A 26,784-nucleotide genomic window follows, 5' to 3' on the forward strand; every position below is an offset into this window, starting at 1 on the left:
CCGACCCTAACCGGCCGCTGCGCGCCCCGGCCCACGAGTGGCTGACCCGCGAGCAGCTACCCCGCGAGCAGCCCGGCAAGCTCGGCCTCGCGCTCGGCCACGCGGCGGCGCAGCCCCTCGGCGATCTCGGCGAGCATGCCGTCCGGGTCGTCGCCCGCCATCCGCAGCATCGAGCCGATCGCGCTGTCCTCCAGCGCCTTGGCCGCGTCAGCGAGCAGTTCCTTGCGGCTGGCCAGCCACTCGAGGCGGGCATACAGCTCCTCACCGCGCCCCATGGCGGCCTCGGGCCCCGGGCCTCCACGCTCCCACTCGTCGGCCAGGGCGCGCAGGACGTCGGCGTCGCCGCGGGCGTACGCCTGGTTCACGCGGGAGAGGAACGCGTCGCGCCGGTCGCGCTCGGAGGCGTCCACGGTGAGATCGGGGTGGCACAGGCGGACCAGCTCGCGGTAGACCTTGCGCGCCTCCTCGCTAGGGCGCACCCGGGGCGGCTCCTGGACGGTCTGCCCGGTGAGCATCGCGTATCCCTCGGGGCTGAAGCCCTCGGAGTCCAGCCACCCCTGGAACAGGTCGGAGACCTGCGGCATCGGCGCGATCGCCGCCCGCGCCTCGGCGGCCCTGCGCCGGTCGTCGGGGTCGCCGGTGCGTGCGGCGACCGCCTCGGCGATCTGGGCGTCAAGCTCTTCGAGGCGGGCGTAGAGGGGGCCGAGGCGCTGCTCGTGGAGCCGTGAGAAGTTCTCGACCTCGATGCGGAAGGTCTCCACGGCGATCTCGAACTCGATCAAGGCGGCCTCGGCGGCGCGCACCGCCCGTTCGAGCCGCTCCGTCACATCCTGGTCGTCGGCCACCCGCCCAGCTTAGGCCCTGCGCGGGAGGGCTCAGCGGCCAAGGAGCCAAGGAGCCAAGGAGCGAAGCGGCGAAACGGCGAAGCGGCGAAGCGGCGAAACGGCGAAACGGACCGCGGCCCGTCCATCGGCTCCTCGCTCCGCGCCCGGTCCGCCGGACAGGCCCTCGTCAGGCGCCGGGCTCTGCCGGAGGCTTCCGCGTGGGGGGCTCGTGGAACTCCTCGGGGCACCGGCCCGCCGCGCCGTCCAGATTGGCCTCGGCCCAGCTCGACAGCGCGGTCAGCGCGGGCCGCAGCTCCTGGCCCGCGTGCGTGAGGCGGTAGGAGACCCGCAGCGGCGGGCCCTCCTGGACATGGCGGCTGACCAGGCCCTCGGCGACCAGCTCGCTCAGCCGGTCGGACAGCATGCGCTCGCTGATGCCGGGAACGGCCCGCTTCAGCTCGGCGAAGTGCCCGGGACCGCTCATCAGGGCCGCGATCAGCAGGCCCGTCCAGCGCTTGCCGAGCAGCTCGAAGACCCGGGTCACCGCGGCGTCGGGCTCGGTGCACAGGCCGCCGTCACCGTGCTGCCCGGCGGCACCCAGGAGCGACTTGTCCTGGTTTCCCTGTGCTTCCAGCATGTGTCCACCCTACTGGAACATCCGCCCGAGGAAGCTGGTGCAGAAAAGTAAGTGGGTGTGGTATCAATAGCTACAGACGAAGTTCTAGTCGCTTATTCAATCCGAAGGACACCCTCATGGCAACGCTTCTGCACATCGACTCCTCGCTGAACGGCGACAACTCGGTCTCCCGGGCCGTCGGCGCCACCTTCCGCGCGGCGTGGGAGCAGCAGCACCCCGACGGCACGGTCGTCTACCGCGACCTGGCCACCGACCCCATCCCGCACCTCGACTCCCTCACCTTCGGCGCGGGCTCCCTCGCGGAGGGCGACCGCACCCCTGAGCAGCAGGAGGCGTGGGCGCGGCGCGAGAAGCTGATCGAGGAGTTCGAGACGGCCGACGCCGTGCTGCTCGGCGCCCCCATGTACAACTGGGCGATCCCCTCGACGCTCAAGGCGTGGCTCGACCATGTGATCCTCGTCGGCCGCACCGCGGGCGGGGGCACCGTCGAGGGCAAGCCGGTGACCGTGATCGCCAGCCGCGGCGGCTCGTACAAGCCGGGCACGCCCAACGAGGGGCACGACTACATCGAGCCCTACCTGGCCTGGGTGCTGGGCGACCAGCTCAAGACCGACCTGCACTGCATCGTTCCCGAGCTGACGCTTGCCAGGACCGTCCCCGCGATGAAGGACCTGATCGGGCTCTCGGACTCCTCGCGCGACCAGGCCCACGAGGCCGCCAGGAACCGGGCGAAGACGCTGGCCACCCAGCTGAGCGCCTGACCCCGCGTCGGCGAACGCGCCCGCGTCAGCGCCGGACCGCGGCCCGCGCCGAGCGCACGCGCCCGGGACGCGGCACGGTGCCGCGCGCCGGGCGCGCGCCCTGTTCGAGCCACCGGCGCACGCCGCGCACCAGCCGCTCCGCGGTGAACGGCGCACCGGCGACGAAGCGCATCGCGGGGCCGAACGACGGCGCCGTCGGCAGCCCCGCGAAGAACAGCCCCGGCACGCTCGACCCGAAGCCCGCGCCGAGCACCGGGGCCCAGGTGCCGCGCACGGTCGCGATCCGCTCGCGCAGCGCGGGGTCGAGCAGAGTCAGCCGCCGCAGATCGGGTTCGAACCCGGTGGCGGCGATCACATGGCCCGCCTCTACCACCTCGACGCCGCCCGCGCCCGTGGCGGCCGCCAGCTCCATCCGCAGCCCGCCGCCCGGCGCGGGCGCCGCGCGCAGCAGGCGTCGGCCCAGCCTCACGGGGACGGCGGACTCGAAGCGGTCCCTGAGCCACCACGAGCCCGCGGGGCCGAGCGCGCGCCCGACGATGCGCACCCGGGCCGACTCCGGCAGGTGGCGCACGGCCCACGGCAGTTCGGACCAGACCCAGCTCGGCCACCCGGTGCCCAGCGCGCTGTGCGGGGCCGTCAGGGACGCCCAGGGCGCACGCCGGAGCGGGCTCGGGGGCGCGTTCCAACGCAACGCGCCCGCGCGGGCGACCACCGTCGGGCGGGCCCCGGCCTCCGCGAGCAGCGCGGCGGTCTCCAGCGCGGCCTGGCCCGCGCCCACGACCGCCACCTCGGTGCCGAGGAAGCGGCTCAGGTCGCGGTGGTCGCTGCTGTGGCTGGCCAGCTCGGGCGGAAGGCCGCGCAGCGGCGCGGGGCGGCGGGCGAACGGGAGCACCCCCACCGCCAGCGCGACGGCCCGGCAGCACAGCGTCTCCCCGCCGTCGAGCGTCACCACGAACCCGGGGCCCGCGGGCGCGACGCCGGTGACCGTGCGCTCCTCGACGGGCAGCGGCAGCCGCCCGGCGAACCACAGGCCGTAGTCGGTGAACGTGTCGAGCGGCAGCGCGCCACCGTGCTCGGCGACCAGGCCGCGCCCGGCACAGAAGGCGGCCAGGGTGTCGCGGCGCGCCGGGTCGGACAGGTTGGACGCGCCGGGCTCGGACTTGAGGAACATGCCCTCGGGCATGTGGTCGCGCCAGGACGCCATGGGCCGCCCGAAGACCCGGGTGTCGAGCCCGGCCGCCGCGGCGTGCGCCGCGATCGAGAGGCCATAGGGACCGGCGCCCACCACCGCCAGGTCGTGTACCGAGTCATGTACCGAGTCGCGCATCACGCCACCGCTCTCTTCTCTCGCCCCCGCTGTGCTGTCCGCAGCCCGCGCCGCAGCGCTCCCCCAGCCATCGCCCGGAACGGCGCCGGATCGTCCGCCGAGAACCACGCCCACTCGACGCCCCCGCCGCCCGCGCGCCAGCGCCGCCGCGCGGCGAGGGCGGCGAGCACCCCGTAGTTCTCGGCCACGAACACCCGTCCGGGGCGCGCCGAGCGCGGCCCCGGCACGGCGCGCCCCGTCAGATCGAGGTGCAGCGCCCTGACCACGTCGAGGCCCGAGCGGTCGGTGAACAGCCGGAACTGCGCGCCCGGCCTGGGGTTGAAGTCGAGCAGGTGGTACGCGCCGGTCGCGGCGTCGAACCGGAAGTCCATGTCGAGCACGCCGCGGTAGCCGAGCGCTCCCGCCACCCGGCGCGCGAGGCGGGCGAGCGCCGGGTTGGGGAGCCAGCTGCCCACCGCCGTGAGCCCCGCGGGCACCGGCCATGACAGCTCCTTGCGCCCGGTGCCGCCCAGCAGGCAGGCGCCGTCGGCGCCGAAGCAGCCGTGGAAGAACCAGTCGGCCCCCGGGCGTCCCGGCACCATGCGCTGGAGCAGCAGCCTGCTGCCCGCCCGCGGCGCGGCCGCGAACAGCCGCCGCGCCTGCGCCGGGCTCGTCACCACGGTGGTGCTGCGCAGGCCCGCGCCGCCCCTGGGCAGCAGCCAGGGGCGGCTCCACTTGGCCACCAGGGGCAGGCCGAGCGCGCGCACCGCGTCGGCCGCCTCGTCCTCGCTCCCCGGAACGGCGGTCTGCGGGTGGGGCACCCCCAACGTCGCGCAGAGCGCGGCGAGTTCGGCCTTGTCGGCGGCGCGCTCGGCCAGCCCTTCCGGCAGGTCGGGCAGGAGGAAGCGGTCGGCGAGCCGGTCGGCGAGCGAGGCGGCCGTGATGGCGCCGACGTCATCCATGGGGATCAGCACGGCCCGGCGCCCGATGCGCTCGGCCGCGGTGACGAGGGCGCGCTCCACCTCGGCGGGGGACCAGGGGTCCCCGTCGAAGAGATGCGCGCGGCGCAGATAGCGGGAGCGCGCGAGGGGCGTGCGCGCCGTCTCCACAAAGGCGTGCACTTCGACGCCCGCCCGCCCGAGCGACCGTACGGCGCCCAGCGAGCCATGGTGGAACGGGTTCCTATCGAGCCGCAGCAACAGCGCGGGCACCCGGGTGTCCAGCGGTGACATGGAACGATCTTCAACGGCGAGGCGCGCCGTCCCCCGGAACGGCGAGCGCGGTCCTCGATCGGCTCAGCGGAAAGCGTTCGCCCAGCTCATTCAGATGATCGTGTGCTTAACCTCGGATCACGGTGCGCTGGGGGCCCGAACGAGAGGAGAGCCCGATGCCGTTCGGACTGGGCACGGCCGCGGCTGGCCTGCTGCTCGCGACCTCGGTCTCCACGGCCGCCACGCCCGCCCCCGACCCGGCGCCGCCCGAGGCCCCGAGCGTCGTCCCGGCGTTCGGCGCGTTCCTCGGCTCGGGCCCCGAGGGCGTGCGGCGCGCCGCCGGGCTCACGGACTGGCTCGGCGGCGCCGAGCCGACCGTCGGCCACACCTACCTCCCCGGCGACCTGTGGTCCAACATCCGGGGGCGGCCCGGCTTCCTCGGCCCGTGGGCCGAGTGGCGCGCGGCCGACGCCGACCGGCTGTTCGTCCTCAACGTCCCCATGCTGGAGCGCAACGAGGACCGGCTGACCGACCGCGAGGTCGCCCGCCAGCTGGCCAGGGGCGCGGAAGGGCAGTTCGACCACCACTTCCGCGCGCTGGCCGAGAACCTGGTGGGGCACGGGCTCGCCGACACGATCCTGGTCCTCGGCTGGGAGATGAACGGCACCACCTACAGCCACCGCTGTGCCCCCGACCCCGGCGCGTGGAAGGCGTACTGGCGGCGGATCGTGGAGACGATGCGCGAGGTGGAGGGGCAGCGCCTCAGGTTCGACTTCGCGCCCAGCCGCGGCAGGGACGCGATCGGCTGGGACCGCTGCTACCCGGGCGACGACGTGGTGGACATCGTCGGCATGGACTCCTACGACCAGCCGCCGGGCCACGACTTCGACGACCACGTCACCCAGCCTTACGGCCTCGGCTTCCACGCGGAGTTCGCGGCGGCGCACGGCAAGCCGATGTCGTTCCCCGAGTGGGGGCTCTTCCGCAACGGCGACAACCCCGCCTATATGCGCCGGATGCTGGAGTGGATCGAGGAGCACCGGCCGCTCTACCACACGATCAGCGACTACTGCCCGCACGGCGTGTGGCACTGCGGCGCGAACCCCGGCGCATCCGCCGTCTTCCGCGCCGCCCTGGCCGGGAGCGCGCTGCCAGGAAACGCCCTGCCCTGAGACCGGTGCGCTGCCGCGCGGTGTCCCTCAGCGGCCGCCGCCCAGGCTGGGCCCCGCCGCGCCGGGCGAACGGCGGGGTCCGCGCCGCACCGGGTCAGTCGGCGAGCGGCAGATAGATGCGGTTCCCTGCCTCCGCGAACTCGCGGGACTTCGCCAGCATGCCCTCCTGGATCTCCTGCTCGCTCAACTCCTCGTCTCCGCCAGGCCCGTATGTGTCCATGACGGCTCTGCTGATCTTCATCGAGCAGAACTTCGGCCCGCACATCGAGCAGAAGTGGGCCGTCTTCGCGGGCTCGGCCGGGAGCGTCTCGTCGTGGAACGCGCGGGCCGTGTCCGGGTCGAGGGCCAGGTTGAACTGGTCCTCCCACCGGAAAGCGAAGCGCGCGTCCGACAGCGCGTCGTCCCACACCTGCGCGCCCGGGTGGCCCTTGGCGAGGTCGGCCGCGTGGGCGGCGATCTTGTAGGTGATCACGCCCGTCTTGACGTCGTCGCGGTCGGGCAGGCCCAGGTGCTCCTTGGGCGTGACATAGCACAGCATCGCCGTGCCCCACCACGCGATCATCGCCGCGCCGATGCCCGACGTGATGTGGTCGTACCCGGGCGCGACATCGGTGGTCAGCGGGCCGAGCGTGTAGAACGGCGCCTCGTCGCACAGCTCCTGCTGGAGGTCGACGTTCTCCTTGATCTTGTGCATCGGGACATGGCCGGGGCCCTCGATCATCGTCTGCACGTCGTGCGCCTTGGCCGTGCGGGTCAGCTCGGCCAGCGTGCGCAACTCCGCGAACTGCGCGGCGTCGTTGGCGTCAGCGATCGAGCCGGGGCGCAGCCCGTCGCCCAGCGAGAACGTGATGTCGTACGCGCGGAAGATCTCGCAGAGCTCGTCGAAGTGCGTATACAGGAAGCTCTCCCTGTGGTGCGCCAGGCACCAGGCGGCCATGATCGAGCCGCCGCGCGAGACGATGCCGGTCTTGCGGCGCGCGGTCAGCGGGATGTAGCGCAGGAGCACGCCGGCGTGCACGGTCATGTAGTCCACGCCCTGCTCGGCCTGTTCGATCACCGTGTCGCGGTATGTCTCCCAGGTCAGCTCCTCGGCCCGCCCTCCGGTCTTCTCCAGCGCCTGGTAGATCGGCACGGTGCCCACGGGGACCGGGGAGTTGCGCAGCACCCACTCGCGCGTCGTGTGGATGTCGCGCCCGGTGGAGAGGTCCATGACCGTGTCGGCGCCCCAGCGCGTGGCCCAGGTCATCTTCTCCACCTCCTCGTCGATGGACGAGGTGACGGCGGAGTTGCCGATGTTGGCGTTCACCTTGACCAGGAAGTTCTTGCCGATGACCATCGGCTCGGACTCGGGGTGGCGGACGTTGGCCGGAAGGACGGCGCGGCCCGCGGCGATCTCGTCGCGCACGAAGGCGGGGTCGACGTTCTCGCGGAGCGCGGCGAACTCCATCTCGGGGGTGACCACCCCGCGCCTGGCGTACGCCAGTTGTGTGACCGCGGGCGTCCCGTCGCGGCGGCGCTCCGCGATCCACGCGCTCCGCAGCGGCGGCAGGCCGCGCGTGACGTCGGTGGTGACCTCGGGGTCGGTGTAGGGGCCCGAGGTGTCGTAGAGCGTCACCGCGTTCCCGTCGGTGAGGTGGACCCGCCGCACGGGGACGCGCAGATCGGGGCGGGATCCGGTGACATATGCCTTGTGTGAGCCGATGACCGGCATGCGTGTGCTGTCGTGCGTGGTCATGTGACCTACTCCCTACGCCGGCATTACCCGGTAACAGGTTCGGCGGTCGGCGCAGCCCCAGCGCCCTCTCAGCCCCGTGCTCGGAGCTCCCGCGATGTGCAAACTCGCCCTTCCACGCTAACGGCACACCGGGCTGGCTGAACAGAGGGCCGTGATTCTTACGCGATGATCGGAGCGTGACGGCACCCGAACACCACGCCCCGCAGGACGGTCCTCCCCCGCCGCGGGCCCCGGCGCACGAGCGCGTCCACGCGCACACGCACGCGCACGCGCACGGCCCCGTCGCCCCCGTCTCGGGACACCTGCGGCGGCTGATCGCCGCGGTGCTGATCCCGTTCGCCATCGCCATGGTGGCGGGCGTCGCGCTGCTGTGGCCTGACGGGGCGCCCGAGGGGCACGAGCACACCGGGGTGGGCTTCGACCAGCAGTTGGAGGAGGCCAGGGTGACGGGCGTCACCGAGGTCGCGTGCGACGAGGTCGGCGTCGTGGTGCCCGAGGGGATCGGCGGGGCGTGCGAGCAGGCGACGGTCGAGGTGACGTCGGGGCCCGACGCGGGGCGGACGTTCACCGAGCTGGTGCCGCCCGACGCGACGCGGCGCTACGAGACGGGCCAGGACGTGGTCGTCGCCCACGCGCCCGACGCGCCCACGGAGTTGCAGTACCGCGTCACCGATGTGGAACGCGCCGTGCCGATGCTCGTGCTGGCCGCGGTGTTCGCGCTGGCCGTGGTCGCGGTGGGGCGGCTGCGGGGGCTGCTGGCGCTCGCGGGCCTCGGGGTGAGCTTCGCGGTGCTGACGCTGTTCATCCTGCCCGCGATCCTGCGCGGCTCGAATCCCCTGATCGTCGCGGTGATCGGGGGCAGCGTGATCATGCTGGTGACGCTCTACCTGTGCCATGGGATCAACGCCCGCACCTCGGTCGCCGTGATCGGCACGCTGGTGTCGCTGCTGCTGATCGGGCTGCTCGGCTCGGCGTTCATGGGCTGGGCGCACCTGACCGGGAACACCGACGAGCAGACGGGCCTGGTGCACAGCCTCTATCCGGGGATCGAGATCAAGGGGCTGCTGCTCGCCGGGATCCTGATCGGCTCGCTCGGCGTGCTCGACGACGTGACCGTGACGCAGACGTCCGCGGTGTGGGAGCTGAAGCTGGCGGAGCCCGGGGCGAGTTGGCTCAAGCTCTACCGGGCGGGGATGCGGATCGGCAGGGACCACATCGCGTCGGTGGTGAACACGCTGGTGCTCGCGTACGCCGGGGCGGCGCTGCCGCTGCTGCTGTTGTTCACCATCGCACAGAGTGGGGTGGACACCGTGGCGTTCAGCGAGCTGGTGGCCGAGGAGATCGTCAGGACGCTGGTGGGCTCGATCGGCCTGGTGGCCTCGGTGCCGGTGACGACGGTGCTGGCGGCGCTCGTCGTGAGCGCCGACCGGGGAGCGCGGGAACGGGTGGGGCGGGAAGTGACGGCCGGGGCGACGGCCGGGGCGACGGCTCGGGCGGGGCGGGCCGCTACCAACCGCCACCGGAGGAGGAGGAAGAGGTGAACTTCCGCACCACGAAGATCAGGATCGCGACCAGGGCCGCGAACAGCAGGACCCGGAACAGCATCCCGATGAGCCAGGTGATCACGCCGATCAGCAGGGTGCCGAAGACCACGAGCGCGATGGCGGGGATGGCGATCCACCGCACCCACCACGGCAGTGTCATAAAGGCTTCCTTCATTGCCACGGCTCCTGTTCCACACGTACCCGACACCTTGAGCTTAAGCGCGCGGGGCCCCCGCCGGGAGTCCCACCGGCCCCCGTCGGCCCCTGACCGTTCCCTGACGCGACCCTGAGACGCGGGGCCCCTTCGCCCCTCGGGGCGACCCCCGGTCGGCCCCGGGGTCAGCCCCCGGGTCAGCCCTCGGGCGGCGAGAAGACCACCATCACCCGCAGGTCCTCGGTGATGTGGTGGAAGCGCGCCGGGGCCCCGGCCGGGACATAGATCACGCTGCCGCGCGCCACCAAGGTCGTCTCCTCGCCCACCGTCATCGACGCACGGCCGCTGACCACGAAGTTGAGCACGTCCTGGCGCTGCGGGCGCTGGGTGTCCTGCTGCCCGGCGTCGAGCGCGTAGAGGCCGACGGACATGTTGCGTTCGCGAAGAAAGCGGAGATAAGCGCCGTTGTGGGCGAGTCTTTCCGCCTCCAGACGATCCAGCCGGAACTCCTTCATCGGCTCATCCCTCTTGCGCCACCGGTGCCATCTGAAACGATCTCCTGTATGACAAGCATCCTGATCCGGTTCGTCGCCAACGCGGTGGCCCTGGGCGTCGCCGTCTGGCTGCTGGGCGACATCTCCCTCGGCGAGGAAGACGCCAGCACGGCAAGCAAGACCGGCACGCTGATCTTCGTCGCGCTGATCTTCGGGCTGGTGAACCTCATCGTCAAGCCCATCGTGAAGTTCTTCTCCCTGCCCCTTCTGATCCTGACCCTGGGCCTGTTCACGCTGGTGATCAACGCCCTGATGCTCCTGCTCACCGACTGGATCGTGGGAGACTCCTTCGAGGTCGACGGCTTCGGCGCCGCCGTGCTTGGCGGTCTGATCATCTCGATCGTCTCATGGGCGGTCAACATGGTCCTCGACCGCGACGACGACTGAGTAACGACCGATAACGACCGATGACGACCGATGACGGCCGACGACCGATGACGACCGAGCCCTCGCCCGACACCTACCGCGTGTGCTTCGTGTGCAGCGGGAACATCTGCCGCTCGCCCATGGCCGAGGTCGTCCTGCGGGCACGACTCGACGAGCGCGGCCTGGGCGGGCGGGTCGCCGTGGACAGCGCGGGCACGGGCGACTGGCACGCGGGCGACCCCGCGGACCCGCGCGCGTGGGCGGCGCTCGACGAGGCCGGTTACGCCGTGGGCCCCCACGACCATGCGGCGCGCTGGTTCGACCCCGGCTGGTTCGGCCGCTACGACCTGATCGTGGCGCTCGACCGCGGCCATGAGCGCGCGCTGCGGCGACTCGCCCCGACCGCGGCCGACGCGGCGAAGGTCAGGCTGCTACTCGCCGGGCCCGAGCACGCGGACGACCCCGACGTGCCCGACCCGTACTACGGCGACGACGCGGGCTTCGCGGCCTGCCTCTCGATCATCGAGGGCGGCATGCCGGACGTGCTGGAGACGATCGACCGGGCGCTGGCGGGGCGGGTGGGCCCGACGTGAGCGCCACCGGCCTCGCGCGCCGCGTCGCCGCCCTGACCGGCGCGGGCTCGGGGGCCGCACACGCCGTGGGCGGCGGCGAGATCTGCGCCGCCTACCGCGTTGAACTGGACGACGGCAGAACGGTGTTCGCCAAGACGCTGGCCGACGCCGCGCCCGACTTCTTCGCCGCCGAGGCCGCGGGGCTCGACCTGCTGCGCACCACGGGCGCGGTGGCGATCCCCGGCGTGCTCGCGGCCGTTCCCGACCTGCTGGTGCTCGAGTGGGTGGAGGCCGAGGAGCCGACCCCGGCGCGCGCGGAGCGCCTGGGGCGCGAGCTCGCCGCGCTGCACGCCACGCCAGCGCCGCGCTATGGAACGCGCGGGCCGCTCTACCTGGGCCCCGTGCCGCTTCGGACCCCGGTCCCCGCGGTCGCCGACCCCGGCGGCTGGGCCGCGTTCCACGCGGAGTACCGGCTGCTGCCGCTGCTGCGCCTCGCCCGGGACAGCGGCGGGATCTCGCCGGGCGACGCGGCGGTCGTGGAGCGCCTGTGCGCGGCGATCGACGAGGTGGCGGGGGAGCCCCAGCCGCCCGCGGTGATCCATGGCGACCTGTGGGCCGGGAACGTCCTGTGGGGCGAGGCACGTTCGCACCTGATCGACCCGGCCGCGCAGGGCGGGCACCCCGAGCAGGACCTGGCGTTCCTCGAGCTGTCCCGCTGCCCCCACGCCGACCGGCTGCTCGCCGCCTACGAGGAGGTCCGCCCCCTGCCGGGCCGCGCGGCCCGCGCGCCGCTGCACAGCCTGCACCACATCCTCATCCACGCCGCGCTGTTCGGCGGCTCCTACGGCCCGCAGAGCGCGGCGGCCGCCCGCGCGGCGCTGGCCGCCGCGGGGAGCGCCTGAGCCGCGCCCTACCCTGGGAGCGTGGAAAGGGGCGCACGCGCATGATCGGGCACAACGGGGCGGGAAACAGGGCGGATAACGGCGCGGCGGGAGAGGCCGGCGACGGCATCGGCGAGGGAACGCGGGCCGTGCGGGCCGGGCTGCCCGAGGCCGAGCCCTACAGGCCGCCGATGCCCGGCCCCGTGCTCGCCGCGCACTACCACCTGCCGGGCGACCCGGCCGCCGCGCCCTATGGCTACGGCCGCGAGGCCAATCCCACCTGGACCCTCCTCGAACGGGCCGTCGCGGAGCTCGAGTCGCCCACCGCGCCCGCCCACGCGATCGTCTTCCCCTCGGGGATCGCGGCGACCGCGGCCGTGCTGTTCGCGCTGCTCCGCCCCGGCGACACCGCCGTGCTCCCGTCCGACGGCTACCAGTTGCTGCCGAAGGTCCGCGCGCGCCTCGAGGCGTTCGGCGTGACCGTGCGCACCGCGCCCACCGGCGGCGACGCCCAACTCGCCGCGCTCGAGGGCGGGGTGCGGCTCCTGTGGCTCGAGACCCCGTCCAACCCCGGGCTCGACGTGTGCGACATCCGCCGCCTCTGCGCCGCGGCGCACGCCGGGGGCGCGCTCGTCGCCGTGGACAACACCCTCGCAACCCCCCTCGGCCAGCGCCCCCTCGACCTGGGCGCCGACCTGTCCGTGGCCAGCGGCACCAAGGCGTTCAACGGCCATGGCGACGTCCTCCTCGGCTATGTCGCCACGCGCGACGACCGCCTGGCCGACGAGATCCGCGCGTGGCGCACCACCACGGGCGCCATCCTCGGCCCCATGGAGGCGTGGCTCGCGCACCGCGGCCTGGCGACGCTGCACCTGCGCACCGACCGGCAGCAGGCCAACGCGCTGGCCGTCGCCGCCGCCCTGCGCGAGCGGCCCGAGGTGACCGGGCTGCGCTACCCGGGGCTGCCGGACGACCCCGCGCACGCCACCGCTGCGGCGCAGATGCGGCGTTACGGCTGTGTGGTGTCGTTCACACTGCCCGACCGGGAGCACGCCGAGCGCTTCCTGGCCGCGCTCTCCCTCGTGGACGACGCCACGAGCTTCGGCGGCGTACGCTCCACGGCGGAGCGGCGCGCGCGATGGGGCGGTGACGCGGTGGCGGAGGGGTTCATCAGGCTCTCGGTCGGCGTGGAGGACGCCGATGACCTGATCGCCGACCTGTGTGCCGCCCTCGACACGGCGAGTGAAGCGCGCCCGTGAGGTTTCACCGGGCGGCGCCCGGGCCACATGTCTCTCCATGGCCCACGCACAACCGGTGGTCAAGCGCACGGCCCGCGCCATCCTGCTCGACGGGTACGACCTGATCGTCATCAAGCGCACCAAGCCGGGCCGCCCGCCGTACTGGATCACGCCCGGCGGCGGCGTCGAGCCGGAGGACGCCACCGTGCTCGACGCCCTGCACCGCGAGGTGTCCGAGGAGCTGGGCGCGGAGATCACCGACGTGGTGCCCGCGTTCGTGGACACCGTGCCGCACGTCCCCGAGCCGGGCGACGGCGCTCCCCCGGGCCTGAAGGTGCAGCACTTCTTCGTGTGCCGCCTGCTGTCGATGGACCCGTCGCTGCGGCACGGGCCCGAGGTGGAAGCGCCGCGCGGCACCTACGAGATCGTGCGGCTGCCCTTCACGCCCGAGGGCCTGGGCTCCGTCGACCTGGTGCCGCTCTCGCTGCGCGCCTACCTCACGCGGAACATCCCCGGCATCCACACGCTGCTGGCGCGCGACCTGGTCTGAACGGCCTGGTCTGAACGGCCTCGTCCGAACGGCCTCGTCCGAACGGCGCGTTCGAACGGCCTGGTCTGAACGGCCCGGTCCGCGCGGCGCGTTCGAACGCGGTCGGCGCCGCCCGGCGTTCAGCCGAACCAGCCGCCCGCGCGCCCCCCGCCGCCCGGCGCCGTGCGCTGGGCGCGCTCCAGGGCGCGGCGCGCCTCCTCGCGCCACGCCTCCGCGTCAGGCGGGGGCGGGGGCTCGACCGCGGGCGCGGGCGCCCCGCCCTGGGGGAGCGCGTGCGCCGGCGCGGAACGCCCGTTGAGCTCCCGCGTGCGCCGCACCTGCGCCTCCCTGGCCGCGCCGAAGAAGTCGCCGCCCTTGCGCTTGTAGTCGTCGGTCCCCCAGTCGCGCGCGGTGCGCCTGGCCGCCTTGACCAGCTGCGGGATGTGCTTGGCGCAGTGGATATACGCCTCGACCACGTCGACGCGCACCCACAGCTCGGCCCGCCGCCCCGGCACGGTCTCGTGCGACAGCTCGGGGTAGACCGCGCGCAGCTCGGCGTCGGGGACGACCCGGGCGCGGCCGTTGATGTGCAGGCCGATCCTCGCCCGGTCGAAGTCCATGAGCAGCAGGCCAGCGTGGGGGTTCTCCGAGATGTTGCCGAGCGAGGCGTGCACGCCGTTGCCCCGGTACTCGGGATACGCGAGCGAGCGCGGGTCGAGCACGTGCAGGAAGCCGGGAGGACCGGCGCGGAAGGAGCTGTCGCACTCGCCGTTGCGGTCGGCCGTCGACAGGAAGAACATCTCCTGCCTGGCCACGAACTCCCGCATGCGCTCGTTGAGATGGTCAAGCACCTGCTCGTCGTAGAACCGGTCGGCGCGCCGCTCGGTGCCGAGCCTCCGCTGCCACGCGTGCTCGCCGTCGCTGCCAGGGCGGCCCGACCGGTCGGGCGCGGCGTGCCACTCGTCCCCCGGCACGAGCGGGGGCGTGAGCGGGGGCGCTGGTGGTATGGCGGGGGCGCTCGGTGTGACCGGCGGGCGCGCGGGAGTCAGCGGGGCTACCACGCCCCTGTCCGTCCGCTCGGTCCGCACCGGCAGCGGCGGCCTGTCCTGGTGGACGGGCCTGACCGGCAGCGGGCCGTTCCCTTCACTTCCTGTGCCTGGGATCCCTGTCATGCGTCGCTTCACTTCTCGGTGTCGTGCGTCAGATCGTCGTCGTCGGATGTGCTCGGAGGTACGGCGGGGTGTGGGCTATCCCGGGGGCACGAGCGTTCCCGTGAAGTCGTGCCGGATCCGGTCGGCCGGGATGCCGCACGACACCAGCGCGTCCACGCTCTTACGGATCATCTGCGGCGGCCCCGACAGATAGCCGTCGAACTCCTGCCATGGCCCGAACTGCCGTACCGCCTCGGGCAGTCGGCCCTCGAGACCGCGCGTCGCGAAGTGCTCGACGACGGGCCGCACCGCGAGCCACGGGTGGCGGCGCTCCAGGTCGAGGAAGGAGTCCAGGTCATAGAGGTCGGCGTCGCGGTTGGCGCCGAAGAACACCTCGACGGGGCGGCGCCTGCCGTGCCGCGCCACGTCCTCGACCAGCGCCTTGATGGGCGCGATCCCGGTGCTGCCGCCCACGCAGATCAGGCCGCGGTCGGAGGCGTGGTCCACGGTCATCGAACCGCCCGGCGGCCCCAGCCTGATGACGTCCCCGCGCCGCGCCCTGTGCACGAGCGCGCGCGAAACCCAGCCCGCTGGCACGGCCTTGACATGGAACGACAGCAGTCCGTCGCTGCGCGGGCTCGACGCGAACGAGTAGTGCCGCCACACCCGCGGCCACCAGGGCGTCTCCAGGCTGGCGTACTGCCCGGCCCGGTAGGGGTAGGGGTGCTCGGGCCTGACGGTCACCACGGCGACGTCGCTCGTGCGGCGTTCGTGCCCGACGATCTCCGCGTCCCACCACGCGGGGGTGCTCAGCTCGTCCGCGGCGGCCGCGTCGATCATGGTCTGCGAGATCGCGGTGTACGCCCTGACCCAGGCCGCCTCGGCCTCGGGCCCCCAGGTGCGCGGGGCGTAACGTTCAAGCGCGTACATCAACGCCTCGCCCACGGCCGGGTAGTGCTCAGACCGTGTGCCGTACTTGCGGTGGCCCCGGCCCAGATGGGCCAGGTAGTCCGTGAGCGTCACCGTGTCGTCGATGTGCTCGGCGGCGGTGAGCAGCGCGCCGAAGAGGCGGTCGCGCTGGGCGTCCATCGCGGGCGGGAACATGTCGCGCAGCCAGGGGTTCTGGACGAACAGCAGCGCGTAGAAGTAGGAGGTGACCTCGTCGGCGACCGGCTCGATCTCGGCGAGTGTCCGTCTGATCACGACCGCGTCGGGGGATGGCACCTCAGTCTTCTCCCGGGGGGCGGGTACGCCCCCCGTGGTGGTGGCGCCGTCGTCGGCGGATATCGCGGTCATGACTCTGCCTCGCCTCGATCAACTCCCGGCGATCACACCGGGACCCGGCCATCGAGCCCCCCGCATCCCACTGGCACCATGGTTTCACACCGCCCGGATGCTCGACTGACCCTACCGTTACGCGGCTGAGACACAAGCCCCTTCCGGAAACGTGACGTTCGTGAGGTTCTTCCCGCTTTCTCGGGTGTCTTCCGTGAAGAGCATCATGCGCACCGCGACATCGGCAGACATCCCGCGGACCAAATCGGGTCGCGGGGGCGGCGGGGCCTCGCGCATCGCGCTCAGCGCCAGCCCTCCGGGTCGACTCCGCCGGGCACGGGCGCGTCAGGGTCGTACGGCTGCCGCGTGAAGACGAAGGTGCCCAGGTCGAGATGGGTCACCGTGCCGTCGTCGCGGCGGCCCACCCGCAGCGTCTCCCCCGCGTAGTACCCGTCGAGCCCGGCCCATGTCCCCTCCGCCTCGGGCCTGAAGCGCGAGCCGCGCCCCGCGTTCCCCACGGGCCGCAGCGACAGATACCCGTCCTCGTGCAGCCGCAGCACATGGTCCGACGTCCCCCAGTACCAGTGCCCGGTCAGCGCGACCAGGTCCGGGTCCGCGTCGGCCAGCGGGCGCCACGCGCGCGGCTCGGGCGGCTCGTGCTCGGCGAGCAGGGCGAGCAGGTCCCACGCGAGCGGCCCGGTCCCGGGGCCCGAGGTGGCGTTGGCCAGCGCGACGGCGGCCGTCCCCTCGTCGGGGCTCGTCCACAGCCCGGCGACAAAGCCGGGCATCGAGCCGCCGTGCCCGGCGAGCAGCCGCCCCTCGTACCGCACCAGCTGCGTTCCCAGGCCGAACGCCGTCTCCCACGACGCCGCGTCGGGGCCGGAGGCGGCCCGCCGCATCTCGGCGAGGCTGCCCGCGCCCAGGACCCGGTCGTCGCCCGCGAGCAGGAACGCCGCGAACGCGCACAGGTCGTCCACCGTGGACCACAGCTGCCCCGCCGGCGCCATCCGCCCGGTGTCCACCGTCGGCTCGGGCTGCCGCACATCCGCGAACGGGTGCACCGCCCAGCCGCGCGCATACGGCTCCACCGGCGCCGCGGTCGTCCGCGTCATCTCCAGCGGGGCCAGCACCTCCGCGTGGAGTACGTCGAACCACGGCGCGCCCCGCAGCTTCTCGACGAGCGCGCCGAGCAGCGCATAGCCGGGGTTGGAGTAGTGGAAGCGGCGCCCCTCGGGGTGCTTGCGCGGTGACTCGCCGAACACATCGGCCAGTTCGGGGCGCAACGAGCCGGGCGTGCGCTCCCACCACGGCCCGCGCGCCTCCGCCGCGAGCCCCCCGGTGTGCGCGAGCAGCTGCGCGATCGTGGCGCCGCCCCCGTGCGGCGTCGACAGGTGCGCGCCCAGCGGGTCGCCCAGGTCGACGAGCCCCTCGTCACGCAGCCGCATGACCTGCACGGCGGTCACGGTCTTGGTGATCGAGCCGATGCGGTACTGGGTGGCACGCGCGCCCCCCGCGCCCACCTCGCCCCGGCCCCCGGCCCACACGCGCCGCCCGTCGCGCACCAGCCCGGCCACCACCGAGGGCGCGCGGCCCTCGGACTGGGTCACGGCCAGGCGGTGGCCCAGGGCGCGCGCGGTCGCGGGAAGCACCTCGTCGGTGGGAAGCACCTCGTCGGTGAGAAGCCCTTCGTCGGCGGGGAACGCCTCGGCGGAAGGCCGCCGTTCAGGATCCGTCATGGCGCCCACTCATACCACGCGCGCCCCCGGGCTACTCGGGCGCGAGTAGCCCGGGATACTCCCCACGCCGGACGCCGCGACGGGCCCTGCGGCGGGACCGTGAGGGCATGAAACCACTCGCCCGTCCCGTTCGCCGGGGCCTTCTCGTCGCGCACGTCGTCGTATCGGTCGGCTGGCTCGGGCTCACGCTGTGCCTGCTGGTCCTGGGCATCGCCGGAGCGGTCAGCGGCTCGGAGGCGACCGCGGAGGCCGCCTACCGCGCGATGAAGATCTTCGGCGACTGGCTGCTCGCGCCGCTCGCCCTGCTCACCCTGGGCACGGGCGTCGTGCTCTCGCTCGGCACCCACTGGGGGCTGGTCCGGCACCGCTGGGTGCTGGTCAAGTTCGTGCTGACCCTGATCACGACGGCCGCGTCGCTGCTCGCGCTGCGCGGCGGGATCGACGCCGCCGCGGCCGAGGTCGCCGCGGGGCGGCGCGTGACCGATGGCGCCGGGCTGATCGTTCCGCCCGGAGTGGCGCTCGCCTGCTACCTCTTCATGACCGCGATCTCGGTGCTCAAGCCCTGGGGCACGACCCGCTGGGGGCGCCGGGCGCGGGAGGCGAGGGCTTCGCGGCGCGGAGGCGGCGAACGCGGCGCCGGGCGCGGTGGAAAAGGGGTCGCCGCGCGTCCGGCGCGTCGGCCACTCTGAGCCGGTGACCTCAACGCCGCCGATGCCGCCCATCCGCCGCCTCACCGTCCATGACCTGCCCGCCTGCCTCGACCTGGCAGGTGACCGCGGCTGGTCACGCGAGGCGCACAAGTGGCGCCTGCTCCTGACCGCGGGCCAGGGCTATGGCGTCGACGCCCCGCCAGGGGAGGGCGGCGGGCTGATCGCCTCGGTGGTGGTGACGGCGTACGCGGACACGCACCGCGGCATCGGCATGATGCTCGTCGCCGAGCGCTGGCAGCGCCAGGGCATCGGGCGCGCGCTGATGCGGCACGCGCTGGCCGAGTGCGGAACCGCGGCGGTCTTCCTCAGCGCCACGGACAACGGTCGCCCCCTCTACGAGCAGCTCGGCTTCAAGGCGGTGGGCGCGTTCACGACGCTGACCGGCAGGTTCACCGGTGGCCCCGAGGACGCCGGGCCCACCGTGACCGTCCGCCCCGCGACCGCGGGCGACCTGCCCGCGCTCCTCTCCTACGACCGACCCGTCTTCGGGGCCGACCGCACCGAGCTCCTTGCCCGCCTCCCCTCGTTCGCCGACCGCTTCCTGGTCGCCGAACGGGCGGGCCGCCTGATCGGGTATGGCGCTTCCTGGCCGAACGTGACCACAACGGTCATCGGCCCCCTGCTCGCCGATGACGAGGCCACGGCCCGCGCCCTGCTCGCCCGCCTCGGCGCCGCCGCGCCCCTGCCGATCCGCTTCGACGCGGACGACCGCCACCCCGACCTGGCCGCATGGCTGCGGAAGCGCGGCCTCGCCGACCGAAGCCGCTGCGCCCTGATGGTGACCGGCTCCCCCGATCTCCCCGGCGACATCACCCGCCGCTTCGCCCCGTACTCGGTCGCCCTGGGATGACACGTCCGGACATCAGATATCCATCCGTATCTTCACGGAATATCCATCGTTAACCCGATCAGCGGAGCTCGAACCCGAGTCCGCGAACGATCGAAGGAACGAAGGATGACACCGAACCACGAAGCCGATCTCCTGGAGTCGCGCGTCCTGCGCGACCACTACGGGGACCGGGTCGATGTGCTCGACAAGGTCAAGGCGCTGCGCCTGCTGCCCGACGACCTGCACGTGACGACGGCGATGGTGGCCGAGTACTACGAGGTCGGAATCAAGGCCATCACCTCACTGGTGGTGGATCACCGACAGGAAATGGAGGCCTGTGGATATCTCGTCCTGACCGGCGCCCCACTGAACTCCTTTAAGGATCTCAGTGGGATCTCGTCACGCACAGGCTCGCTCGCGCTGTTCACACGGCGGGCCGTGCTGAACGTCGGAATGCTGCTCCGCGACAGCGTTGTCGCACGTCAGGTGCGTACCTACCTCCTCGACACCGAGGAGGCCACCCGCGCCGAGGCAGTGGATCAGCCTGTGGATAACTCCCGGGACCCCCTGAACGCCCCTGTGGATAACTTTGTCCGGGGCTTCGCCGAGTGGGTCACCGACCGGATCGTCTCCGAGGTCGACCGGCGCACGGCGCGGTTCTCCGACGCCCATACGATCGCACTGGCGCGCGACGCCGTGCGGGAGGTCATCGGCCGCGCCGTGCTCCCCCTCCTCAACGCCTCCCACGAGACCACAGGGGAGCTGCTGCGGAGGGTCACCGTCGTCGAGGACGAACAGGTCCGCCTCTGGCGGGTCCTGAAGGCACTCCGCGCCTGACCCCGCCCTGATCACCTCCGGCCGTCGGTGACGGATGACGATCGCCCATGACCGCTCATGACCCCCCACGTCATCGACGGCCGGACCCCCGGGGGACGGGGTGACGCACATGTCGCCCACACCCCTCACAGCACCCCCACCGATGTGGCCGCCACCCGCCGTTCGGACGCGTCCGATTCGTTCAAGCCCGCGGGCGACACCGCTGCCTAGGCTGCGGGACATGACACCTCGACTCGACCTGATCGGCATCATCACCGACGACATGGCCGCATCCCTCGCCTTCTACCGGCGCCTCGGCCTCGACATCCCCATCGGCGTGGAGGGCGCCCCGCACGTCGAGGCCGTGTTGCCCGGTGGCATCAGGCTGGCCTGGGACACCGCGGAGACCGCCTCCGCCATCGACCCCGAGTGGTCCCCCAAGCCCGAGGGCAGCCGACTGAGCCTGGCGTTCCGCTGCGAGGACGCGGCCGACGTGGACCACCAGTACGCCGACCTCGTCCAGGCCGGATACGCGGGCGAGAAGGAGCCGTGGGACGCGTACTGGGGCCAGCGTTACGCCGTCGTCCAGGACCCCGACGGCAACTCCGTCGACCTCTTCGCGCCCCTCGGCTGACCGTCCGGCCGGCCTCGGCGGCCCACCGCGCCGCGCCCGCCTCACAGCGCCGAGATCGGCACCCCGGCCAGGCCCTTCACCTCACGCGCCAGATGGGCCTGGTCCGCGTATCCCGCGACCGCCGCCACCTCGGCCAGCGGCGTCCCGCCCCTGGCCAGGGCCAGCGCCCGCTGCATCCGCAACACCCTGGCCAGCGTCTTCGGCCCATAGCCGAACGCCGCCAGGCTCCGCCGTCGCAGCTGCCGCTCGCTCAGCCCCAGCCGCTCGGCCGTCTCCCGCACGCCCGTCCCACGCGCCAACGCCGCCACCGCGCCCCGGCGCCACACCGCGTCCGGCTCACCGCCCGCCAGCCGCGCCGCCGCCACCGCCTCGAGCGCCGCGCCCGGGTCCGCGGCCGCCGCGACGCGTTCGTCCAGCTCGGCCACCCGCGCCGACGCGGGCCACAGATCGGCCAGCGGCACCCGCCGATCCGTCAGCTCACACGCGGGCACCCCGAACACGCGGGGCCCGGTCCCCGGCGCGAACCTCACCCCCACCGTCAGCGTCCCCGGCACCCGCTCGACGTCATACGCGCGCGTGTCGGGGCCCGCCACCTGCAACGTCCCGTCGAACCACAGCAGATCCATGCACCCGTCGGGCAGCACAAGGCCCGTCCCGGCCGCCTCGGAGCGGACACCCCACACGACGGCCCCACCGCCGAGCCGCGATCCCCGCTCCCGATACACACCCCCAGCATGCCCCGACACCCGCCCCCGGCCAAGCCGTTCACCCCTCATCACCGCGGCGGCCGCCGCGAGCGGGATGACCGGCGCCTCCCCGCGGACACCGGCCGCCCGCCGCGGCCGACGCCTCACCCCTCACGACGCCACCAGGCGGCCCAACAGCCGGACGAGTGTCGCCCGTTCCTCCTCCGTCAGGGGGTCGAGCAGCGCGCCGTGGGCCGTGGCGAGGGCCGCGTCGGCCTGGGCCAGGGACGCCCTGCCCTCGTCGGTCGGGGTGATGACGTTGCGCCTGCGGTCACCGCTGTCGGGGGCGCGGATCACCAGGCCCGCGGCGGACATCTCGTTCAGCGCGGCCACTACGTCGCTCCGGTCGATGCCGCACCGGCGCGCCAGCGCGGCCTGGCTCGCCGGGCCGAACTCCACCAGCGCCGCCAGCAGCGCGTAGTGATACCTGCGACCGCCCACCCCGGCGAACGCCTCACCCACCACCCGCCCCGCGTGCGTCGCGACCTGCGCCAGGAGCCAGCTCGGCGCCTCCAGCAGGCGAACCGGAATACGATCATCCGCCGAACCCATGCCCCGACCCTAACAACCCCCGCGCCAGGGCGAGATGACCAGGTCAGCAGGCCATCGAGCTCATCGGGCTCATCGGGCTCATCGGGCTCATCGGGCTCAGAAACCGCCCTCCATGTTGACGAAGCGTGAGTAGTGGCCCTGGAACGCCACGGTGATCGTGGCCGTCGGGCCGTTGCGGTGCTTCGCCACGATCAGGTCCGCCTCCCCCGCCCGGGGCGACTCCTTCTCGTACGCGTCCTCCCGGTGCAACAGGATGACCATGTCGGCATCCTGCTCGATCGAACCCGACTCACGGAGATCGGAGATCATCGGCTTCTTATCGGTCCGCTGCTCAGGGCCTCGGTTCAGCTGGGAGAGCGCCACCACCGGCACCTCGAGCTCCTTGGCCAGCAGCTTCAGGTTCCGCGACATCTCCGAGACCTCCTGCTGCCTGGACTCGGGGCGCCTGCTGCCGCCGGTCTGCATCAGCTGGAGATAGTCGATGATGACGAGCTGCAAAGCGTTCCGCTGGCGCAGCCGACGGCACTTGGCGCGGATCTCCATCATCGACAGGTTGGGCGAGTCGTCGATGTAGAGCGGTGCCTCGTTCACCTCGGCCATCTGGCGGGCCAGTCGGTTCCAGTCCTCGTCCGTCATGCTGCCCGACCGCATGTGGTGCAGCGCCACGCGCGCCTCGGCCGAGAGCAGTCGCATCGCGATTTCGTTCCGGCCCATCTCGAGCGAGAAGATGACGCTCGGCAGCTTGTGCTTGATCGAGCAGGCGCGCGCGAAGTCCAGGGCGAGGGTGGAGTTGTGCGTGGGGATCATCGATCGGGTGGCCAGGTACAGGTGGTCAGGGTTGTCCACCTGGACACAGCGGACCGGGACGCTCGCGACCTCGCGCACGTCGGTGATGAACCGCTGCCGCGGCCCGGGAGTGGCGGGGCGCCCGCCCTCCGCGAGCGCGCGCCGCTTGCGCTCGGCCCCGAACACCTCGTCAGTTGGCGTGAACGTGACGAGGTACACGGTGGACGACCGCTCGGAACGCCCTGTGACCGGCTTCGTCCGCACGACGGAGCGATAGCCGAGGCTGGTGACCAGCTCGCGGAACCCCTCGGCAAGAGCCTTGTCGGTGACCGCGAACCGCACAGAGCCGGTGTCCGTGACCGTGCCATCGGTGTCCAGCAGCCCGGCGAGCAGCTCCCTCCGCTGGGCGATGGAGCCGCGCAGGTAGATCTGGGGAATGTGCTTCTCGAAGCCGTCGTCGGCGATGCGCCGGGCGATCTCGGGAACGGCCGGGGTGATCCTGGCGGCGTCGCCGTGGCCGCCGCCGAGCCACCTGCCCAGGACGAACGGCGGGATGGGGAGATCCTGGTGCGGAAGGTCGAGCGGAGCCGCGGTCCGCACGGAGTGGTTCGGGCGCGCGCCGACCGTGTGGCAGTGCAGCGTCTCGGCGATCTCCTTGGTGGTCTTCACCGACGCGAGGACGCCCCGGCGCCGTTGCTCCTCGCGATCGACGACGGCCGCCTGGGCCGCCCCGCGCGAAGCGCGCGTGTCGGTGAGCCACTGGTGATCCGCGTCCGCGATGACCGCCGTGCCGTCGTCGAACACGACCTCGAAGCACGGTCGCCCCGTCATCACGTCGGTGGCGGCCACGACCCGCGTCGGCTTACCCGACGCGTCGAGCAGGTGGTCGCCTGGACGCACCTCCCTCATGGTGGTCCACCCGGTCGGGGTGGGCAGCGGGGTGTCGAGCGCCAGCGCCTTGCCCATGGCCGGGCGGGCCGCGATGACGATCATCTGGCCCGGGTGCAGACCGTTGGTCAGCGAGTCGAGGTCGGTGAACCCCGTGGGCACCCCGGTCATTTCGCCGCTGCGGTTGCTGATGGCCTCGATCTCGTCGAGCGTGCCCTCCATGATCTCGCCGAGCGGTAGGTAGTCCTCGGTCGTGCGCTGCTCGGTGACGGCGTAGACCTCGGCCTGCGCGGCGTTGACGATGTCGTCGACGTCGCCGTCCGAGGCGTATCCCATCTGCGTGATCCGGGTGCCCGCCTGGACCAGGCGGCGCAGCACCGCGCGGTCGTGCACGATCTCCGCGTAGTACTCGGCGTTGGCCGCGGTCGGGACCATGTGGACGAGCGAGTGCACATACCCCGCGCCGCCCACCTTGGCCAGCTCGCCCCGCTTGGTCAGCTCGGCCGAGATGGTGATCGGGTCGGCGGGCTCACCCTTGGCGTAGAGGTCGAGGATCGCGCCGTAGATCGTCTCGTGCGCGGGCTTGTAGAAGTCGGCCCCGCGCAGCACCTCCACGACGTCCGCGATGGCGTCCTTGGAGAGCAGCATGCCCCCGAGCACGGACTGCTCGGCGGCCAGGTCCTGCGGGGGCAGCCGCTCGAACGCCGCCCGCTCGGGGTCGCTCGGCCCCATCTCCCTGCGGGGCCTCGATACCGGCAGCCGGTCGCCCTCGCCCGGTCCGTCCCAGGGTCCAGCGTGCTCGTCGAGATCGGACACCGACCCCGCCTCCTCCCGGCTCCAACCGCCGCGCTCCGTCTCTTTCCTACGCCACAGCTCTGACATTCCGCACCGGGCGGGGCCTACGGTACGGGGCCGCGGGGGGAGGGCCAACCCAAGTTATCCACAGGCTATGTGGATTTCAGATCACACCCTGTGGATGACGAGGGCGCATCTGTGGACGAACGTCGGGACACGCCCCGTGGTCCCTCGGTCCCCGTCCGCTCACACCCGTGTTGACCTGCCGTTTTCCCCGCGCATATGACGGAGCGACAGCCGCCGTTGCGCATCGCCGAGATCACGACAACGCCCGCAGAACATCACACCGCACCCCCGGTCGAGTAAGGACTCAGTAAGCCTTGCATCCATTACCTGTGGATGTTTGGATCGAGCCATGTCCCCAGCGTCACCGGCCACCGCCCCGACAGGCCGCGAAGGTCCCGCCGAGCCCGCCGACGACCGGGGCGCGCGCAGGCGGGCCCGGCGCGCGCAGGACCGCGAGATCCTCGCCCTCGCCCTCCCCGCCCTCGGCTCGCTCGTCGCCGAGCCGCTTTTCCTCATGGCCGACAGCGCCATGATCGGCCACCTCGGCACCCCGCAGCTCGCGGGGCTCGGGGTGGCCGCCGCGCTGCTGACCACGTTCGTCAACGTCTTCGTCTTCCTCGCCTACGCCACCACCGCCGCGGTCGCCCGCAGCGTCGGAGCCCGCGACCACGCCGCCGCCATCCGGCAGGGCATGGACGGCATATGGCTCGCGATCCTGCTCGGCGCCGCCCTTCTCGTCACGGTCGTCCCCACCGCGCCCGCGCTGGTGGAGGCATTCGGCGCCTCGGCCACCGCGGCCCCGCACGCCGTCACCTATCTGCGGATCAGCACCCTGGGCATCCCCGCGATGCTCGTCGTCCTCGCGGCGACCGGCGTGCTGCGGGGCCTCCAGGACACCCGCACCCCGCTCGTCGTCGCCATCGGCGGCTTCACCGCCAACGTCGCCCTGAACGCCCTCTTCATCTACGGCCTCGACGCCGGGATCGCCGGCTCGGCCTGGGGCACGGTGCTGGCCCAGTGGGGCATGGCCGCCGTCTATCTCGTGGTCGTCGTCCGCGGCGCCAGGACCCATGGCGCGGTGCTCCGCCCCAGCAGGGCCGGGATCGTCGCAGGCGCGCGGGCCGGGGTGCCCCTGCTCGTGCGCACCCTGTCGCTGCGCGGGATCCTGCTGATCGCCACCGCCGTCGCCGCCCGCCTCGGGGACACCGACATCGCGGCCCACCAGATCGCGCTCACCCTGTGGACGCTGCTGGCCTTCGGCCTCGACGCCATCGCCATAGCGGGCCAGGCCATCATCGGCCGCTGCCTCGGCGCGAACGACGCCGAGGGCGCGCGGGCCGCCTGCCGCCGCATGGTGTGGTGGGGCGTGGCCTCGGGCGCGGTGCTCGCCGTGCTCGTGGTCGCGGCCGGGCCGCTGATCCTGCGGCTGTTCACCGGGGACCCCGAGGTGCGCGACCAACTCCTGCCCGTGCTCTGGGTGATCGCCGTGACGCAGCCGATCGCTGGCGTGGTGTTCGTGCTCGACGGGGTGCTGATGGGCGCGGGCGACGGCCCCTACCTGGCCCGGGCGATGCTGCTGACGCTCGCTCTTTTCGTGCCCGCCGCGCTGCTCGTGCCGACGCTCGGGGGCGGCGTCACCGCACTGTGGTGGGCGATCGCCGGGCTGATGATGACCGCCCGCCTGGTGACCCTCGGGCTGCGGGCCCGAACGGGCCGCTGGGTCGTCACCGGGGCCGTCCGCGCCTGACACGGGACCGGGAGGACCGCGCCGACGTGGAATGGCCCCGGTGCGGAACGCGCTCGGCGTGCGGGCCCATCACGGGCCGCCGCCGAGCGCTACCCGCCGTTACTTGGCCGACTCGACGTGGACGCCGACGTTGGCCACCACCTCGGGGTGCAGCCGGACGGAGATCCGGTGCGTGCCCAGGCTCTTGATCGGGGTCGTCAGCTCGATGCGGCGCTTGTCCACGTCGGGCCCGCCCGCGGTCTTCACCGCCGAGACGATGTCGGCCGGGGTGACGGAGCCGAAGAGGCGGCCGCCGGACCCGGCGCGGACCTTCAGGCGCACGGTCACGCCCTCGATCTGCGACTTGACGTCGTTGGCCTGCTCGATCGTGGCGATCTCGCGGATCTTGCGGCCTCGGCGGATCTGCTCGACGTCCTTCTGGCCGCCCTTGGTCCAGCGGATCGCGGCACCGCGGGGCAGCAGATAGTTGCGGGCGTACCCGTCCTTCACCTCGACGACGTCACCGGCCGTGCCGAGCCCGGCGACCTCACCAGTCAGGATGATCTTCATGACGCTGTGGTCACCCTCTC

27 protein-coding genes and 1 riboswitch are annotated in these 26,784 nt (G+C 73.0%); of the genes, 13 read left to right on the top strand and 14 right to left on the bottom strand.

The window, feature by feature from the left end; translation table 11 throughout:
- Positions 1–56: 56 nt before the first annotated feature.
- Both DEH69_RS27420 and DEH69_RS27425 read right to left on the bottom strand, forming a co-directional pair.
- Positions 57–845 (bottom strand): hypothetical protein, encoded by a 789-nt coding sequence (locus tag DEH69_RS27420; protein ID WP_113689673.1) that lies wholly within the window; start codon positions 843–845, stop codon positions 57–59.
- Between the two features lie 166 nt (positions 846–1,011).
- A complete protein-coding gene (locus DEH69_RS27425; protein ID WP_113689674.1) occupies positions 1,012–1,461 on the bottom strand; it encodes a helix-turn-helix domain-containing protein in 450 nt (149 codons plus the stop codon).
- A 116-nt stretch (positions 1,462–1,577) separates the two neighbouring features.
- Here DEH69_RS27425 and DEH69_RS27430 point away from each other — a divergent pair, with 116 nt between their 5' ends.
- A complete protein-coding gene (locus DEH69_RS27430; RefSeq protein WP_113689675.1) occupies positions 1,578–2,222 on the top strand; it encodes an FMN-dependent NADH-azoreductase in 645 nt (214 codons plus the stop codon).
- A 25-nt stretch (positions 2,223–2,247) separates the two neighbouring features.
- Here DEH69_RS27430 and DEH69_RS27435 read toward each other — a convergent pair whose 3' ends face one another.
- Entirely contained in the window at positions 2,248–3,549 is a 1,302-nt protein-coding gene (locus DEH69_RS27435) for an NAD(P)-binding domain-containing protein (protein WP_113689676.1), read from the bottom strand.
- On the bottom strand, positions 3,549–4,760 hold the full coding sequence (locus DEH69_RS27440) for an ATP-grasp domain-containing protein (protein WP_113689677.1): 1,212 nt from the start codon (positions 4,758–4,760) through the stop codon (positions 3,549–3,551). The genes DEH69_RS27435 and DEH69_RS27440 overlap by 1 nt, the downstream gene beginning before the upstream one ends.
- A 155-nt stretch (positions 4,761–4,915) precedes the next feature.
- Here DEH69_RS27440 and DEH69_RS27445 point away from each other — a divergent pair, with 155 nt between their 5' ends.
- Complete coding sequence (locus tag DEH69_RS27445; protein WP_113689678.1) at positions 4,916–5,911, top strand: glycoside hydrolase family 26 protein; 996 nt, start codon at positions 4,916–4,918, stop codon at positions 5,909–5,911.
- A 94-nt stretch (positions 5,912–6,005) separates the two neighbouring features.
- Here DEH69_RS27445 and thiC read toward each other — a convergent pair whose 3' ends face one another.
- On the bottom strand, positions 6,006–7,646 hold the full coding sequence (gene thiC / locus DEH69_RS27450) for a phosphomethylpyrimidine synthase ThiC (RefSeq protein WP_113689679.1): 1,641 nt from the start codon (positions 7,644–7,646) through the stop codon (positions 6,006–6,008).
- A riboswitch (TPP riboswitch) is annotated at positions 7,638–7,749 on the bottom strand. Its footprint overlaps the gene before it by 9 nt.
- A gap of 73 nt (positions 7,750–7,822) precedes the next feature.
- On the opposite strand from thiC, the gene DEH69_RS27455 reads away from it, so the two are divergent.
- A complete protein-coding gene (locus DEH69_RS27455; protein ID WP_113689680.1) occupies positions 7,823–9,187 on the top strand; it encodes a YibE/F family protein in 1,365 nt (454 codons plus the stop codon).
- Here DEH69_RS27455 and DEH69_RS27460 read toward each other — a convergent pair.
- Positions 9,153–9,365, bottom strand: a complete 213-nt coding sequence (locus tag DEH69_RS27460) for a DUF5326 family protein (protein ID WP_113689681.1) — start codon at positions 9,363–9,365, stop codon at positions 9,153–9,155. The two genes, DEH69_RS27455 and DEH69_RS27460, sit on opposite strands and share 35 nt — an antisense overlap.
- A 176-nt stretch (positions 9,366–9,541) precedes the next feature.
- Positions 9,542–9,859, bottom strand: coding sequence for a cupin domain-containing protein (locus DEH69_RS27465; RefSeq protein ID WP_113689682.1), 318 nt, complete (start codon positions 9,857–9,859; stop codon positions 9,542–9,544).
- A gap of 48 nt (positions 9,860–9,907) precedes the next feature.
- On the opposite strand from DEH69_RS27465, the gene DEH69_RS27470 reads away from it, so the two are divergent.
- From DEH69_RS27470 to DEH69_RS27490, 5 genes are read left to right on the top strand one after another with little or no spacing between them, the layout of a single operon-like run.
- On the top strand, positions 9,908–10,285 hold the full coding sequence (locus tag DEH69_RS27470; RefSeq protein WP_113689683.1) for a phage holin family protein: 378 nt from the start codon (positions 9,908–9,910) through the stop codon (positions 10,283–10,285).
- Positions 10,286–10,332: 47 nt separating this feature from the next.
- Positions 10,333–10,857 carry a low molecular weight protein-tyrosine-phosphatase gene (locus tag DEH69_RS27475; RefSeq protein ID WP_113689684.1) on the top strand — a complete coding sequence of 175 codons (525 nt, stop codon included), beginning with the start codon at positions 10,333–10,335 and terminating at the stop codon, positions 10,855–10,857.
- On the top strand, positions 10,854–11,738 hold the full coding sequence (locus DEH69_RS27480) for a fructosamine kinase family protein (RefSeq protein ID WP_113689685.1): 885 nt from the start codon (positions 10,854–10,856) through the stop codon (positions 11,736–11,738). The genes DEH69_RS27475 and DEH69_RS27480 overlap by 4 nt, the downstream gene beginning before the upstream one ends.
- Positions 11,739–11,779: 41 nt before the next feature.
- Positions 11,780–12,976, top strand: coding sequence for a cystathionine gamma-lyase (locus DEH69_RS27485; protein WP_113689686.1), 1,197 nt, complete (start codon positions 11,780–11,782; stop codon positions 12,974–12,976).
- Positions 12,977–13,013: 37 nt separating this feature from the next.
- Positions 13,014–13,505 (top strand): NUDIX domain-containing protein, encoded by a 492-nt coding sequence (locus tag DEH69_RS27490; protein WP_113689687.1) that lies wholly within the window; start codon positions 13,014–13,016, stop codon positions 13,503–13,505.
- Between the two features lie 119 nt (positions 13,506–13,624).
- Here DEH69_RS27490 and DEH69_RS27495 read toward each other — a convergent pair whose 3' ends face one another.
- The 3 genes from DEH69_RS27495 to DEH69_RS27505 all read right to left on the bottom strand — a co-directional run bounded on the left by DEH69_RS27495 (position 13,625) and on the right by DEH69_RS27505 (position 17,559).
- Complete coding sequence (locus DEH69_RS27495) at positions 13,625–14,458, bottom strand: pyridoxamine 5'-phosphate oxidase family protein (protein WP_258535017.1); 834 nt, start codon at positions 14,456–14,458, stop codon at positions 13,625–13,627.
- 273 nt (positions 14,459–14,731) lie between these two features.
- Positions 14,732–15,931, bottom strand: coding sequence for a globin domain-containing protein (locus DEH69_RS27500; RefSeq protein WP_113689689.1), 1,200 nt, complete (start codon positions 15,929–15,931; stop codon positions 14,732–14,734).
- A 281-nt stretch (positions 15,932–16,212) separates the two neighbouring features.
- Positions 16,213–17,559 (bottom strand): serine hydrolase, encoded by a 1,347-nt coding sequence (locus tag DEH69_RS27505; protein WP_113689820.1) that lies wholly within the window; start codon positions 17,557–17,559, stop codon positions 16,213–16,215.
- A 194-nt stretch (positions 17,560–17,753) separates the two neighbouring features.
- On the opposite strand from DEH69_RS27505, the gene DEH69_RS27510 reads away from it, so the two are divergent.
- From DEH69_RS27510 to DEH69_RS27525, 4 genes are all read left to right on the top strand, one after another.
- On the top strand, positions 17,754–18,335 hold the full coding sequence (locus DEH69_RS27510) for a DUF2269 domain-containing protein (RefSeq protein WP_113689690.1): 582 nt from the start codon (positions 17,754–17,756) through the stop codon (positions 18,333–18,335).
- Positions 18,336–18,357: 22 nt separating this feature from the next.
- Complete coding sequence (locus DEH69_RS27515; RefSeq protein ID WP_113689691.1) at positions 18,358–19,206, top strand: GNAT family N-acetyltransferase; 849 nt, start codon at positions 18,358–18,360, stop codon at positions 19,204–19,206.
- Positions 19,207–19,311: 105 nt separating this feature from the next.
- Positions 19,312–20,022: a restriction endonuclease gene (locus DEH69_RS27520; RefSeq protein WP_113689692.1), complete on the top strand. Its 711-nt coding sequence runs from the start codon at positions 19,312–19,314 to the stop codon at positions 20,020–20,022.
- Positions 20,023–20,242: 220 nt separating this feature from the next.
- A complete protein-coding gene (locus DEH69_RS27525; protein ID WP_113689693.1) occupies positions 20,243–20,635 on the top strand; it encodes a VOC family protein in 393 nt (130 codons plus the stop codon).
- Positions 20,636–20,676: 41 nt separating this feature from the next.
- Here the strand turns inward: DEH69_RS27525 and DEH69_RS27530 are convergent, their stop codons facing one another.
- From DEH69_RS27530 to dnaB, 3 genes are all read right to left on the bottom strand, one after another.
- Positions 20,677–21,360: a helix-turn-helix transcriptional regulator gene (locus tag DEH69_RS27530; RefSeq protein ID WP_258535003.1), complete on the bottom strand. Its 684-nt coding sequence runs from the start codon at positions 21,358–21,360 to the stop codon at positions 20,677–20,679.
- 132 nt (positions 21,361–21,492) lie between these two features.
- Entirely contained in the window at positions 21,493–21,933 is a 441-nt protein-coding gene (locus tag DEH69_RS27535) for a MarR family winged helix-turn-helix transcriptional regulator (RefSeq protein WP_113689694.1), read from the bottom strand.
- Between the two features lie 96 nt (positions 21,934–22,029).
- The gene (dnaB, locus tag DEH69_RS27540) at positions 22,030–24,366 is read right to left on the bottom strand and encodes a replicative DNA helicase (RefSeq protein WP_258535019.1); all 2,337 of its coding nucleotides are present in this window, start codon (positions 24,364–24,366) and stop codon (positions 22,030–22,032) included.
- A 451-nt stretch (positions 24,367–24,817) separates the two neighbouring features.
- On the opposite strand from dnaB, the gene DEH69_RS27545 reads away from it, so the two are divergent.
- Positions 24,818–26,215 carry an MATE family efflux transporter gene (locus tag DEH69_RS27545; RefSeq protein ID WP_113689695.1) on the top strand — a complete coding sequence of 466 codons (1,398 nt, stop codon included), beginning with the start codon at positions 24,818–24,820 and terminating at the stop codon, positions 26,213–26,215.
- A 99-nt stretch (positions 26,216–26,314) separates the two neighbouring features.
- On the opposite strand, the gene rplI is transcribed toward DEH69_RS27545, so the two are convergent.
- Positions 26,315–26,764 carry a 50S ribosomal protein L9 gene (rplI, locus tag DEH69_RS27550; protein ID WP_113689696.1) on the bottom strand — a complete coding sequence of 150 codons (450 nt, stop codon included), beginning with the start codon at positions 26,762–26,764 and terminating at the stop codon, positions 26,315–26,317.
- Positions 26,765–26,784: the final 20 nt, after the last annotated feature.

This window comes from Streptomyces sp. PT12, assembly GCF_003311645.1.
Lineage (GTDB): Bacteria > Actinomycetota > Actinomycetes > Streptomycetales > Streptomycetaceae > Streptomyces.